The organism is Aquimarina sp. MMG016 (assembly GCF_018100805.1).
In the GTDB taxonomy this organism is placed as follows: domain Bacteria; phylum Bacteroidota; class Bacteroidia; order Flavobacteriales; family Flavobacteriaceae; genus Aquimarina.
Genome location: NZ_JAGJEA010000007.1, coordinates 23,711 through 38,197, shown reverse-complemented (window position 1 = coordinate 38,197; position 14,487 = coordinate 23,711). Strand labels below are relative to the sequence as shown.

Here is a 14,487-nt window from a genome sequence, read left to right as displayed (position 1 = left end):
TTTAAAAACATCGACAAGATACATAAAACATCGTTAAAAAACCAAATAAAATTGTTTTTTTAACATTTAAATCACTAATTCTACTTCAATAATCTTTTATCTCGATTTAAAAAAGCTCCAGACCACTATACCCATGGTTAGGAAGAGTAAGCGATATATTCAGCTCTTTATTCAATTTTTCAATAAAATATTTTGAAAGTAATGGAGATTCTTTCTCAATGTTTTGATGTACAAAAAAATGAATATGATTGATTCCGTGTTTTTTCCACTCTCCTAACCTTTTTACCCAATCATCTAATCTAGAATAATCAGATTCATGATTGGCACCAACATATCGTACAAAAGCCTCATCATTGGTTAACCGCATATGTAATAAGTCTCTTCTTCCGGCTGAATCTGTAATGATATTAGCAACTCTATTATACTCTAATAAATCATAAAGTTCATTAGCCACCGTTTCATCATTAAACCAATCTGTATGCCTGAACTCAATTGCCAATCTGATCTCCTTTGGCCAATGTTCTACAAATTTAATGACTCTATCAAAATTCTTTGGTGCAAAATTGCTGTGCATCTGTAAAAAAATAGTCCCCAGTTTTTCTTTTAAATGAATAACATTAGATAAATATTCATCCACATAAGGTTGCACATCATCATTTAACCTTTTAAGGTGTGAAATATTTTGCACCAGTTTAGGGAAAAACTTAAAACCATCTGGCGTTTTATCATACCATTTTTTAAATTGATCTTCCGAAAAAATTCTGTAAAAAGTTGCATTGAGTTCTATACTATTGAACTGTCTTGAATAATACTCTAATTCATCTTTGGTGCCTCTAGGATAAAAACCTTTAAGATCTTGCTTATTCCATTTAGCACAACCTACATATACCGAAAAATTCTTTGTATTAGTTTTTTTCAAAACTTGTTCCGTATCGGGGTGATCAATAGGTAATACAAAATCTACTAATTCAGGATGGTCTACTTTGCCAAATTTCATATACGATAATGTTTACATAAATATAATATATTATAAGGTAAACAAAACGAAGACCAGGCTATAATCCATCAGTAAAGATTACAAATCTCCTTTATCTTAATAATATGATATATACTTACCTTAATAATATAATAACAAAAGAATAGTACTTTAGATAAAATAGAATGAAATATATACATAGACACAATGAACTTTCTTGTTCATAAATAGTTAAAAACTATATGGAGGTTATAAATTTTGGATCAAACAATTAAGTAATTTTAGTAAACACTCTTTATTATGGAAAACAGGGAATCAAGTTTATTGGCATTACGTCCACAGATTTTAAGTGCCCGGGTTTCTGAAAACATGTCTTCTGATGAACAGTTTCAGAATAAAACCATCAGGCCAATTGTGAAATTACAAAATGATTTACTAATTGAAGTGTTTAGAAATTACATCAAAAAAAGAAAAAACACTTTTTACGACCTTACTCTGGAAAAACAAATGTTTTTTATTGAGAATGCTATCCAAAAAGATATGAAGTTTAGAAATAGCTTAAAAGGAATGATCATTGGTCAATTTACCGTAGAAGAATATTCGATTTATATCATAAATTCTTCTGATCTAAACAAAAGAATGATGAATATTGTTAAGGAGAGACTTCAAAGTAACATACAACTGCTACAAAGAGAATTAGCTTTTTAAATTCATCACAAAACAATAAAAAACCGGAAACAATAGATGTTTCCGGTTTTCTTATATATTTATTAGGAAAGGTCTTTAGTTACCTCCTTCTAAAGCTTTTAGTTTACTTTTCATTTCATCAGCTTTAGGGTCATCTAACTGATAAAAAATCTGCATTAGTGTACGAACTGCCTCTACATTATCCGGAGTAGTTTTTAACGCTCCTTCTAGATAAGGAACAGCTTGTTTATACAATTCCTGCTTTTGTTTTTTCAACTCATCAAATCTCTTATAATCAGCATTTGACGTACCTAGGCTATTCATTTCTTCGTTAAGTGCAGTTTCACCACTTAGAATAATAGCAGCTATATTGATTTGTGCAGATGCATAGTCCGGCTTAAGCTCTAAAGCTTTTTTGTAATAACCAATAGCTTGATCATTATCTCCAAGACGTGATGCACTTACACCTAAATTATATAATAAATCTGGGTTTTCAGGATCGTTAGCAACAATCTGTTCCATAATTTCTTTATACTTAGCAATATTGCCAAGTTTGTAGAACATATCTGCTTCTGATTGCAATAAAGAAGAATCATTAGGATTTTCTTTCTTAGCAGCTTCCATAGCTTTCATCGCTTCTTCATCCTTACCTTGGGTAATATAGATCAAGGCAATATTTTTTGCCACTTCCGCTTTTTTAGATTCAGAATTTTTAGTTTCGGGTTTGATATGAGTTTTTGCCTTAATGGAAAGGTCTCTTAACTGCTTTGAATCAAATTTCTCAACTTCTCCATTTTCTTTGTTAGTAGCAAAATATTGCTCCTCGACACCAGTAAAGTTAATATCCATTAATTCATTATAATACTTAAGTGCAGTATCATAATCCTTACCATTTACAGCATTACCTGCTGCATAATAAAGATATACAGTATCCTGTTTGTTAGTTTTGTAACCTAAATATAATTTTTCAGAAGCTCCTTTATAATTCTGAGCATTTTGATCAGCTATTGCATTTTCTACAAGAGACTGACGAAGTACTTGTAGTTTTTGAGTAGCATCCGGAGTATATTTAGAACTTCCACCGCCAATTTCTATTGCTTTTGCATAAGAAGTAGCTGCAACTTCTAGTTTTTCTAGAGACTTATCAGAAGAAGCTGACACCACTTGTCCTTTCAGGTAATAATATTGCGCTTTCATCTTTTTATCAGATGCTTCTAATTGTCCTTCTGCAGCTTTTAAAGCATCTCCTGCAACAGCAAGATCACCTGATTTTAAAGCCTTAGAGGCAGCTTTTAATGCCTTCTTAGCATCTTTTTGAGCATCTTGAGAAAATCCGATAGCACTAACCGCAAGGAATAATGCTATGATCATTTTAGTCTTCATCATTTGAGTATTTATGGGATTTAATTTATTCATTCGTGTCTTTATCAACAACCGTGCCATCTGACGCATTGTCAGCGTCTGTCACAGAATCATTCATGTTTTCTTCATTTTCCAGATCGCCTTCTACATCATCTTCATCATGCATTACTTTGGCAACTGCCGCAATAGCGTCTTTTCCTTTAAGATTAATAAGTCGTACACCTTGTGTTGCACGCCCCATAACTCTTAAGTCCTCTACTGACAATCTAATTGCCACACCAGATTTATTAATAATCATTAGATCATCAGCATCAGTTACATTTTTAATGGCAACAAGGTTTCCAGTTTTACTAGTAACTGAAATGGTTTTTACACCTTTACCTCCTCGATTAGTAATTCTATAATCTTCTAGTTTAGAACGTTTTCCAAAACCATTCTCCGAAACCACTAAGATATTACTTTCCATATCATTTACAGCAACCATACCAATAACTTCGTCATTATCATCTGCTAAGCGGATACCTCTAACACCAGATGCCCCCCGACCCATTGGTCTTGTTTTTTCTTCTTCGAAACGAATTGCCTTACCAGATTTAACTGCCAACATAACCTGACTCTTTCCGTCGGTTAATTTAGCTTCGAGCAATTCATCACCATCTTTGATAGTAATTGCATTAATACCATTGGTTCTAGGTCTAGAATACTGCTCCAAAGAAGTCTTTTTGACCTGACCCTTTTTGGTTGCCATAATGACATAATGATCATTTATATATTCTTCATCCTTTAGATCCTGAGTACAGATAAATGCTTTTACCTTATCATCATTCTCTATATTGATAAGATTTTGTATCGCTCTACCTTTTGAAGACTTGCTACCTTCAGGAATTTCATAAACTCTCATCCAGAAACATTTTCCTTTTTGGGTAAAGAATAACATATATTGGTGGTTGGTACCTACAAATAAATGCTCCAAAAAGTCTTCATTACGTGTGGTACTAGCTTTCTGCCCTACTCCTCCTCTATTTTGTTTCTTGTATTCATTAAGAGGAGTTCTTTTTATATAGCCAGCGTGAGAAATAGTAATTACTACTTTTTCATTAGGGATCATATCCTCTATACTTAGATCTCCACCAGCATACTCTATCTGAGAACGACGTGCATCACCATACTTCTCTTTAACCTCAATAAGCTCTTCTTTGATGATATCCATACGACGCTCTTTTTTATCAAGAATGTCTTTTAAATCTTCTATGGTTTTCATCAATTCTTCATACTCGGCACGTAATTTATCCTGCTCTAAGCCCGTTAGCTGACGCAAACGCATCTCTACGATTGCTTTTGCCTGAATTTCACTAAGCTTGAAACGTTCTATTAATTTCTGACGTGCTTCATCAGCATTAGCAGATGCCCGTATCAGTGCAATAACTTCATCTATATTATCAGAAGCAATGATTAGCCCTTCTAGAATGTGTGCTCTTTCTTCTGCTTTTTTAAGTTCAAATTTAGTACGTCTAACAACTACTTCATGTCTATGCTCCACAAAATAATGGATCATCTCTTTTACATTAAGTAATTGTGGTCTTCCGTTAACAAGCGCAATATTATTAACACTAAAAGAAGATTGAAGTGCAGTATACTTATAAAGAAGATTAAGAACTATATTTGGGATTGCATCCCTTTTTAGAACATAAACAATACGCATCCCTTTTCTATCAGACTCATCTCTAATAGTAGAAATACCATCAATCTTTTTATCATTAACCAGGTCAGCAGTCTTTTTAATCATATCTGCTTTATTCACCTGATAAGGAATTTCCGTAACAATTATACACTCTCTACCATTAACTTCTTCAAAAGAAGCCTTACCGCGCATCACAATTCTACCACGTCCGGTTTTGAAAGCTTCCCTTACACCATCATAACCATAAATAATACCACCTGTAGGGAAATCAGGAGCTTTAATATGCTCCATCAAACCATCTATTTCAATATCATTATCATTAATGTAAGCTATAGTACCATCTACTACTTCACTAAGATTATGAGGAGGCATATTAGTCGCCATACCAACTGCAATACCAGAAGCACCATTGATCAATAACCCAGGTACTCTAGTAGGCAAGACAGTAGGTTCCTGTAATGTATCATCAAAATTAAGGGTATGATCAACAGTATCTTTATCGATATCAGCTAACATATCCTCAGATATTTTACGCATTCTAGCCTCTGTATAACGCATTGCTGCAGGGCTATCTCCATCTACAGACCCAAAGTTACCTTGACCATCTACCAACATGTAACGAAGACTCCATTCCTGAGCCATACGCACCATGGTATCATATACAGAAGTATCACCATGAGGGTGATATTTACCAAGAACTTCCCCAACAATTCTTGCAGACTTTTTATGAGCACTACTAGCTCTTACGCCTAACTCATACATACCATATAGAACACGTCTGTGTACTGGCTTAAGACCATCTCTTACATCCGGTAAGGCACGTGACACAATGACTGACATCGAATAATCGATGTACGCAGACTTCATCTCATCTTCTATATTAATAGGTATTAGCTTTTCTCCTTCAGCCATAAACAATTATTTAATTCAAAATTTGATTTAATAAACGCGCTAATTTACGTAAATTAAGACGGTTTTAACAACCAAATACTATTGTAATATACGTAATTTATTAACAACTTAAGGCGGTGATATAGTTAATAAGTCTGCTGACTTCCATTTTGATTATTAAACCTTTTTTTGTCTATTTACTCGGAAAACAATTGTATTCTTAAATCTCCTCTACAACCTTATGATACAAAAATTATGTCAGATATAATGTTCGAAGTATGACAAAAAGGGTTAAACACCTTATTTTATTGTTAATGATGGTTAAAAGGAATAGTTTTTGCAAATGTAATTTCAAAAATTACTATTTTAGTTAAAAAGAAAAAGAAAGAAGCTAATTTATGGATGATAATTTTTCACCAAGAGTAAAAGATGTAATTGCCTACAGTAAAGAAGAAGCTCTCAGATTAGGTCATGACTTTATCGGTACGGAGCATCTTATGCTTGGTTTATTGCGAGATGGAAGTGGAAAAGCAATTAGTATCCTTGATGCCTTAGATATAGATCTAACGAACTTAAGAAGAAAAGTTGAAATTCTTAGCCCCGCAAACCCTAATGTTGCAATTGCTTCTAACGAAAAAAAGAACTTACATTTAACTAGGCAAGCAGAAAGAGCCCTGAAAACTACATTTCTGGAAGCAAAATTGTTTCAAAGCTCTTCTATAAATACTGCTCACTTATTATTATGTATTTTAAGAAACGAAAACGACCCAACTACTAAACTTTTAAATAAATTAAAAGTGGATTACGATAACGTTAAGGACCAATTTAAGTTTATGATAGCTAACGAAGAAGAATATATAGAAAGCCCAAAAGCCGAATCATTTTCTGAAGATGATGATGATTTGAGCGGAGATGCTTCAAAGGAAAATCCTTTTAATTCTCCTACAGGAGGAAGTAAGGCAAATAAGAAATCTAAAACTCCTGTTTTAGATAATTTCGGAAGAGATCTTACCGCAATGGCTGAAGAAGGGAAACTTGACCCTGTTGTAGGTAGATCAAAAGAAATAGAACGTGTTTCTCAGATTCTAAGTAGAAGAAAGAAAAACAACCCTCTTCTAATAGGAGAACCAGGAGTCGGTAAATCTGCTATAGCAGAAGGCCTTGCACTAAGAATCGTGAAAAGAAAAGTATCTAGAATACTTTTTGATAAGCGTGTTGTAACATTAGATCTAGCAAGTTTGGTTGCTGGGACAAAATACCGAGGACAGTTTGAAGAGCGGATGAAAGCCGTCATGAATGAGCTAGAAAAAAACGATGACATTATTCTTTTCATTGATGAAATTCATACTATTGTAGGAGCTGGTGGAGCAACAGGAAGCTTAGATGCTTCTAACATGTTCAAACCTGCTTTAGCAAGAGGAGAAATACAATGTATTGGTGCCACCACGCTTGATGAATATAGACAATACATTGAAAAAGATGGAGCCTTAGAAAGACGTTTTCAGAAAGTAATAGTAGAACCTACAAACATTGAGGAAACTATAGAAATTCTTAACAACATTAAGGAAAAATATGAAGAGCATCATAATGTAAGTTACACTGACGAGGCTATTAAGGCTTGTGTAAAATTAACTAATAGATACATGACCGATCGCTTCTTACCGGACAAGGCTATAGATGCATTAGATGAAGCTGGCTCAAGAGTTCATATTACTAACATTGATGTTCCTAAAAAGATTCTAGACCTAGAGAAAAAACTAGAAGAAGTAAGAGAACTTAAGAATAGTGTAGTTAAAAAACAAAAGTATGAAGAAGCAGCAAAGCTTAGAGATGATGAAAAAAATCTTGAAAAAGAATTAAGCGTTGCTCAAGAACAATGGGAAAAAGAGTCCAAACTTCATAAAGAAATTGTTGACGAAGAAAATGTAGCAGATGTAGTTTCAATGATGACCGGTATACCTGTTAATCGTATTGCCCAAACAGAAAGTAATAAACTAGCAGAATTACCTAACCTTATTAAAGGTAAAGTTATTGGTCAGGATGAAGCTGTTGGTAAAGTTGTAAAAGCTATTCAACGAAATAGAGCAGGATTAAAAGATCCTAACAAACCCATTGGGTCATTTATATTTCTTGGACAAACTGGTGTTGGAAAAACTCAGCTGGCTAAGGTACTGGCCAGAGAACTTTTTGACAGTGAAGATACTCTTATCAGAATTGATATGAGTGAATATATGGAAAAGTTTGCGGTTTCAAGATTAATTGGTGCACCTCCGGGATATGTAGGATATGAAGAAGGTGGTCAACTTACAGAAAAAGTAAGAAGAAAACCATATGCGGTTATTCTACTTGATGAAATTGAAAAAGCACATCCAGATGTGTTTAACATGATGTTACAGGTATTAGATGATGGATATTTAACAGATAGTCTAGGTCGTAAAATTGATTTCAGAAATGCAATCATAATTATGACATCTAATATTGGTGCTCGCAAACTCAAAGATTTTGGACAAGGAGTTGGATTCGGAACATCTGCTAAAAAAACTCAAGCAGAGGATTACGCAAAAGGTGTTATAGAAAACGCTCTAAAGAAAGCTTTTGCTCCGGAATTCTTGAATAGAGTTGATGATGTAGTTGTATTTAATGCTCTAGAAAGAGAAGATATCCATAAAATTATTGATATCGAATTAGATAAATTATATGGTCGTATTAAAGGTCTTGGATACGATTTATCATTAAGCGAAAAAGCTAAAGATTACATTACCGAAAAAGGTTTTGACAAACAATATGGTGCTAGGCCTTTAAAAAGAGCTATTCAGAAATATATTGAAGATGCTTTAGCCGAAGAAATTATCAATGCACAGCTTCAGGAAGGAGATAGTATTTACATGGATATAGATGATGATGCCGAAGAACTGACTATCAATATCAAAAAAGCTGAAGAATCTACAGAATCTTAAATTTTACCACATATTATAAAAAAAAGACCGCTATCTATAAGATAGCGGTCTTTTTTAGTTAAAATTCGAAAACCTATTAGAAAAGACTCAATTGTTTTGTATATTATACAAGTATTATCTATTAATTCATACATAATACTTTATGATTACCTCTTTTAACCTAAGTTTTTGCAAAGCCGAAATCCACGAAGATTATGTATTAACAGTTATGTCTGAAGGAATAACTGTTATCCCTCAATACAAGAACCTTTTATCACTCGCAGTAGAAAAATATTATAAAGACAAACCGTTTTTCTATATTTCAAACAGAGTAAACTCGTATTCGGTAAACCCTGCGGTACATCATGAAATAGCAAAAATCCCAAACCTCGTTGGAGTTGCTGTCATATCCAAAAACCCTCTTCAAGAAATTCAAATACAGCTTGAAAAATCGTTCTTCAAAAAAGAATTTAAACTCTTTTCTACACTTAAATCAGCATTAGAATGGAAAAATGAAATCATTAAGAGATACACCTATTAAATCATTACCACGCAATTCATTAGTATTTAAGTAGTCAAGTATAAATACAAAAAAAATACTCCTGAAAATAAATGTAATACTTAATTATCAACAAATTAATTACCCCAATTACATTAAATACATCTAAACAAAACAAACAGCTTTTTTTAACATTTTTTTTATATGTTAAATATTTGTAAATTAGAAAAACAAACCTAACCCCTTAATTATATAATATATTGTAAAAAAGTACTTAATGATTACCTCATACAATTTTGATTACTGTACTGCAGAAATATATGAAGATTACATAGTGGTTATAATAAATGAAGGAATAACGGTCGTTCCTGAACATATTTCAGAATTGAATTTTGTAGCACAAAAACATTTCGAAAATAAATTCTTTGTATATATTACTCATCGTATTAATTCTTATGCGATAGACCCTATGACATATTTTGAAAGTAATAAGATCCCCAATTTATTAGGATTTGCAATTGTATCCTCAAACAATAGACAAAAAAAGCAATCAAAAATCGAAAAAGTATTTACAAATAAAGCATTACAACATTTTGATACAATGGAAGATGCTTTAACATGGAAAAATAAAGTACTAAAAAAACATACTGTTTAATAAACCTTCTTTTATAGGGTTCAAAAAGCTTACAAAACGCCTCTAATAATCTTCTAATTTAGATCTTACTTTTTCTATATATTCAAAACCATAGATGTATTTAGATATAGTAATTAAATATAAAAATGAATAAACACTATGACTTGGGTTTTGCCAAAGTTGAAATCCATGATGATTACCTCATCAATACAATTTCTGAAGGCTTCGTAGTTATGCCAGAACACAATAAAATATTACTAGATTTTGTTGAGGAGCACTTTGGTGATAAACATTTTATTTATATATCACACAGGATTAACTCTTATTCGGTAAACCCCACTGTATACCACGAAACTACTAAAATCAAAAACCTTATAGGAATGGCTATCGTATCAAAAAACCAAAAACAGAAATCATTGTGTGAAATAGAAAGTTCTTTTTATGGTAAAGATTTAAAACATTTCACATTAATAGAAGATGCCTTAACCTGGAAAGATTTTTTATTATCAAGACATAAAAAAAAGGAAGAATAATAAATCCTCCCTTTTCATTATTTTTAATAAACATCTATTTATTTAGCAATATTTACAGCTCGTGTTTCTCTAATAACAGTGACTTTTACCTGACCCGGATACGTCATATCGGTTTGTATTTTTTGAGAAATTTCAAAAGAAAGACTTGCAGCTCTATCATCGTTTACTTTTTCACTTTCTACAATAACACGGAGTTCTCTTCCTGCCTGTATGGCATAAGCTTTCTTAACCCCATTAAATCCAAATGCAATATCTTCCAGGTCTTTTAATCTTTGAATATAAGAATCTAACACCTGACGACGTGCACCTGGTCTAGCACCACTAATAGCATCACACACCTGAACAATTGGAGAAATTAAAGAAGTCATTTCTACCTCATCATGGTGAGCCCCAATAGCGTTACACACTTCAGGCTTTTCACCATATTTTTCTGCCCATTGCATTCCTAAGATAGCATGTGGCACTTCTGTTTCAGTATCTGGCACTTTTCCGATATCATGAAGTAACCCTGCTCTTTTAGCTAATTTTGGATTTAACCCTAATTCTGAAGCCATTACACCACATAATTTAGCGACTTCTCTGGAGTGCTGAAGCAAGTTCTGACCATAAGAAGAACGATACTTCATCCTACCAACCGTTTTAATCAATTCCGGATGCAATCCATGAATCCCTAAATCAATTACAGTACGTTTACCAACCTCTATGATTTCTTCATTAATTTGTTTTCTGGTTTTCTTTACAATTTCTTCGATACGAGCTGGGTGAATTCGCCCATCTGTAACTAATTTATGTAATGACAAACGTGCAACTTCTCTTCTAACGGAATCAAAACAAGATAAAATAATAGCCTCCGGAGTATCGTCGACTATAATTTCAACACCAGTAGCTGCCTCTATTGCTCTAATATTTCTTCCTTCTCTACCAATTATTCGACCCTTTACATCATCGCTTTCAATATTAAAAACTGAAACACAATTTTCTACTGCTTCCTCAGTTCCTATTCTCTGAATTGTATTAATGATTACTTTCTTAGCTTCTTGCTGAGCAGTCAATTTAGCTTCTTCTATGGTATCTTGTATCAACGCCATAGAATCAGTTTTGGCCTGCTCTTTTAAAGACTCTACTAATTGTTCTTTAGCTTCTTCTGCTGATAAACCTGAAATTACCTCCAACTGCTGAACTTGACTTTTATGTAATTTCTTAAGTTCTGTTTGCTTCTTTTCAAGATATTCCTGACGATGGTTAGTCTCTTTAATTTTTTCTTCTAATTCTGTATTCAGCTTTTTATTCTTAGACAACTCATTAGAAACCTGCGATTCTTTATCTCGGGTTCTTTTCTCAGCCTCTGCCATCTTCTTATCACGAGATAAAATTACTTTTTCGTGCTCAGATTTAAGTTCAATAAACTTTTCTTTAGCCTGAAGTATTTTATCCTTCTTAATAGTTTCTCCTTCACTTTTAGCATCTCTAATGATACTCGATGAAGTTTTTTTAGCATTCTTGATCATTTCTGAAGCTTTATTACGCTCTAGAATCTTAGCTATGATAAACCCTATCACTAGCCCCCCCACTGCTGCAACAATCAAAAATATAATATTATTATCCATAATCCCTAGTTAGTATTTGTATATAAAAAAAGCCTGCACTAGTATCAAGGTTCTGTATAAACTCTGTAAAAACAGGTTTAGGGCTAACAAATTGCTCAAGAATCCGCTCAAGGCGGCGCGCTTTTACAACTTAAACTCACCCTTTTTAATTAATTCTTGTTGAGTTTATCAAAATAACAACTAGTGCAGGCAGTAACCTTATTTATTTTAAAGAACGCTATGACATATGATCTTGTAACAAATCGCTTAACGCAGTAAGCCTGCTTGCTACAGTTACCATATCATCATTTTTATCTATAACCGTTTGTTCTACTTGTGCAGCAAACTGTAAAGCACACATTGCCAATACATCTTGCTTATCTCTAACGGCATAACTTTGCTCAAACTGTTTTATCATGGCATCTATCTTTTTTGCTGCTTTTCGCAAACCTTCTTCCTGATCCGGATTAATGGTCAATGGATATACACGATCCGCAACTGATAATTTAATTTTAAGCTTATCTGCCATATTCCACTTATTCAGAGAGCTGTGCGATGCACATATCTATTTCCCTTATTAAAGCATTTATTTTGAGCTTGGTTTCCCTTTTGTATTCGTCACTGCCGAGCATTGCATTTGCATTTTTGAGCGCACTGAATTTTTCTTCCCAATGCTTTAATTGATTAGACTGAAGCTCTGAATTCGATTCTAATTCCTGAATCTTTTCCTTAAGAACTGCATTTTGATGTTTCACTTTTTCATATTTGTGAAGCAACTTGCTTATCCTATTTTCAAGAGAATCAACAATTTCAATTAAATCACCCATTATAAATTTTACACAATACTTCGTTACACAAAGTTAACATACCAATCGAAAAAACCCAATAGTTTTTAAACTAATTTTAAACTACCAAAAACTTACCAACCAAGTAATTAATTTATAGGCATTTACTTTTTAAAGAATCATCACTTTATTTTTATGTGTTAAATATTTACATTTACGATCTATGCGAATAATTACAATATTTTTAGTGTTTAGTTTTACTTTTGGATATAGCCAAAAAAGCATCCCAAAAGATTATTTTATTCACCCCTTAGATATTCCGCTGGTAGCCTCGGGAACTTTTGGCGAATTGCGATCTAATCATTTTCACTCTGGACTGGATATAAAAACTAAAGGACAAGAAGGTCTAAATGTTTATGCATCCGCTTCCGGAATCGTTAGCAGAATTAAAATTTCGCATTTTGGATATGGAAAAGCAATTTATATAAAACATCCTAATGGATATAGTTCGGTATATGCTCATCTACAAAAATTTTCTCCAGAAATTGAAGCCTATGTTAAGAAAAGACAATATGCCAAAGAATCTTATGAGATAGAACTTTTTCCTAAGACCGGGACCTTAACTGTAAACCAAGGAGACATCATTGGATATAGTGGTAACTCTGGAGGTAGTGGCGGTCCTCATTTACATTTTGAAATAAGAGATACCAGAGCGAGACCTATGAACCCTATGGCTTTTGGGATGCAGGTAGCGGATACCCGAAAACCAACAATTAACAGTGCTTGGATTTATACTTTAGATAAAGACACTCACGTAAACGGAAGTCAATCCAAAACCAAACTCAGACTTATCCCACAAGAAGATGGTAATTTTAAAACAGAGAAAATCGAAGCTTATGGAAAAATAGGTGTCGGTATATCTACTATAGATCGACAAAATTTAGCCGAAAACAAAAATGGTATCTATAAAATACTCACAGAGATTAATAGTAATAGAAACCTTGAAGTAGAAATGAATCGTTTTTCTTTTTCAGAAACACGTTACATCAATCGACTTATTGATTATTCATATTACAAAACTAATAAAAGTAGAATTACCAAACTTTTTGTGGAAAAAAACAACCCTTTATCCATTTTTAAAAACACTATTGATAATGGTATTTTTACCATAGAAGACAGCCTTTCTTATAGCATAAAAGTCTTCGTCAAAGACATTAAAGATAATACCACAACTATTACCATTCCGGTCCAAGGAAAATATGTAGAAGAATTTTCTAAACCTAAAACCTTAACAACTCAAAATCTGGCCAAATACAATGAAAACAACATATACAATTATGGAATATTTGATATCTTAATTCCAAAAGGAAGCCTTTATGAAGATACTTTTCTTAACATTGAAGTGACCGGAGACACTATAAAGCTTCATAAAGATGAGGTTCCTCTGCATAAAAATCTTACACTATCTTTTGACGTATCTAATTATAGTGAAGAGGATAAAAGAAAATTATATATAGGAAGGATTAACTACAAAAAAGAACCTTATTATTCTAGAACCTACAAAAAAGGAAACCGTTTTTCTACCAGAACCAGAACCTTCGGTACATATTCTTTATTTAGTGATACAAACAAGCCAGCTGTTATCCCTGTAAATTTTTCGGATAAAAAATGGATATCTAAAGCCACCCATCTAAAGGTAAAAATCAATGACTCAGAGTCAGGTATTGATTCTTATCGAGCTACTATAAATGGAAAGTTTATCCTAATGGAGTATGATTATAAGACGGGAATGTTAGTTTATGACTTTGAAGATAAAATTATAACAGACTCAGAAAATAAATTTAAGCTTATCGTGTTAGATAAAGTAGGAAATAATACTACTTTTGAAACAACATTCTTTAGAAAACCTTAAAACAG

At 32.8% G+C, this 14,487-nt stretch carries 12 protein-coding genes and 1 other RNA gene; 6 read left to right on the top strand and 7 right to left on the bottom strand.

Annotated features, from left to right (window positions below; translation table 11 throughout):
• Nucleotides 1–106: 106 nt before the first annotated feature.
• A complete protein-coding gene (locus tag J8M14_RS14420; RefSeq protein WP_211075516.1) occupies nt 107–997 on the bottom strand; it encodes a DUF72 domain-containing protein in 891 nt (296 codons plus the stop codon).
• Between the two features lie 279 nt (nt 998–1,276).
• On the opposite strand from J8M14_RS14420, the gene J8M14_RS14415 reads away from it, so the two are divergent.
• Entirely contained in the window at nt 1,277–1,684 is a 408-nt protein-coding gene (locus J8M14_RS14415; protein WP_211075515.1) for a glyoxalase, read from the top strand.
• 75 nt (nt 1,685–1,759) lie between these two features.
• Here J8M14_RS14415 and J8M14_RS14410 read toward each other — a convergent pair whose 3' ends face one another.
• A complete protein-coding gene (locus tag J8M14_RS14410) occupies nt 1,760–3,049 on the bottom strand; it encodes a tetratricopeptide repeat protein (protein WP_247672652.1) in 1,290 nt (429 codons plus the stop codon).
• Between the two features lie 22 nt (nt 3,050–3,071).
• Nucleotides 3,072–5,618, bottom strand: a complete 2,547-nt coding sequence (gene gyrA, locus J8M14_RS14405) for a DNA gyrase subunit A (protein ID WP_211075514.1) — start codon at nt 5,616–5,618, stop codon at nt 3,072–3,074.
• A gap of 377 nt (nt 5,619–5,995) precedes the next feature.
• Between gyrA and J8M14_RS14400 the strand changes: the two genes are divergently transcribed.
• The 4 genes from J8M14_RS14400 to J8M14_RS14385 all read left to right on the top strand — a co-directional run bounded on the left by J8M14_RS14400 (nt 5,996) and on the right by J8M14_RS14385 (nt 10,199).
• Nucleotides 5,996–8,554, top strand: coding sequence for an ATP-dependent Clp protease ATP-binding subunit (locus J8M14_RS14400; RefSeq protein WP_211075513.1), 2,559 nt, complete (start codon nt 5,996–5,998; stop codon nt 8,552–8,554).
• A 142-nt stretch (nt 8,555–8,696) separates the two neighbouring features.
• Nucleotides 8,697–9,074 (top strand): hypothetical protein, encoded by a 378-nt coding sequence (locus J8M14_RS14395; protein WP_211075512.1) that lies wholly within the window; start codon nt 8,697–8,699, stop codon nt 9,072–9,074.
• Nucleotides 9,075–9,309: 235 nt separating this feature from the next.
• A complete protein-coding gene (locus tag J8M14_RS14390; RefSeq protein WP_211075511.1) occupies nt 9,310–9,687 on the top strand; it encodes a hypothetical protein in 378 nt (125 codons plus the stop codon).
• A 125-nt stretch (nt 9,688–9,812) separates the two neighbouring features.
• Complete coding sequence (locus tag J8M14_RS14385; protein WP_211075510.1) at nt 9,813–10,199, top strand: hypothetical protein; 387 nt, start codon at nt 9,813–9,815, stop codon at nt 10,197–10,199.
• A 38-nt stretch (nt 10,200–10,237) separates the two neighbouring features.
• Here J8M14_RS14385 and rny read toward each other — a convergent pair whose 3' ends face one another.
• From rny to J8M14_RS14365, 4 genes are all read right to left on the bottom strand, one after another.
• A complete protein-coding gene (gene rny / locus J8M14_RS14380; protein ID WP_211075509.1) occupies nt 10,238–11,806 on the bottom strand; it encodes a ribonuclease Y in 1,569 nt (522 codons plus the stop codon).
• A gap of 58 nt (nt 11,807–11,864) precedes the next feature.
• A non-coding RNA gene (ssrS, locus tag J8M14_RS14375) (6S RNA) lies at nt 11,865–11,971 on the bottom strand.
• 52 nt (nt 11,972–12,023) lie between these two features.
• Nucleotides 12,024–12,314 (bottom strand): cell division protein ZapA, encoded by a 291-nt coding sequence (locus tag J8M14_RS14370; protein WP_211075508.1) that lies wholly within the window; start codon nt 12,312–12,314, stop codon nt 12,024–12,026.
• 7 nt (nt 12,315–12,321) lie between these two features.
• Nucleotides 12,322–12,540, bottom strand: a complete 219-nt coding sequence (locus J8M14_RS14365) for a hypothetical protein (protein ID WP_348772849.1) — start codon at nt 12,538–12,540, stop codon at nt 12,322–12,324.
• A gap of 253 nt (nt 12,541–12,793) precedes the next feature.
• On the opposite strand from J8M14_RS14365, the gene J8M14_RS14360 reads away from it, so the two are divergent.
• On the top strand, nt 12,794–14,482 hold the full coding sequence (locus tag J8M14_RS14360) for a M23 family metallopeptidase (RefSeq protein ID WP_211075506.1): 1,689 nt from the start codon (nt 12,794–12,796) through the stop codon (nt 14,480–14,482).
• The last annotated feature ends 5 nt before the right edge of the window (nt 14,483–14,487 follow it).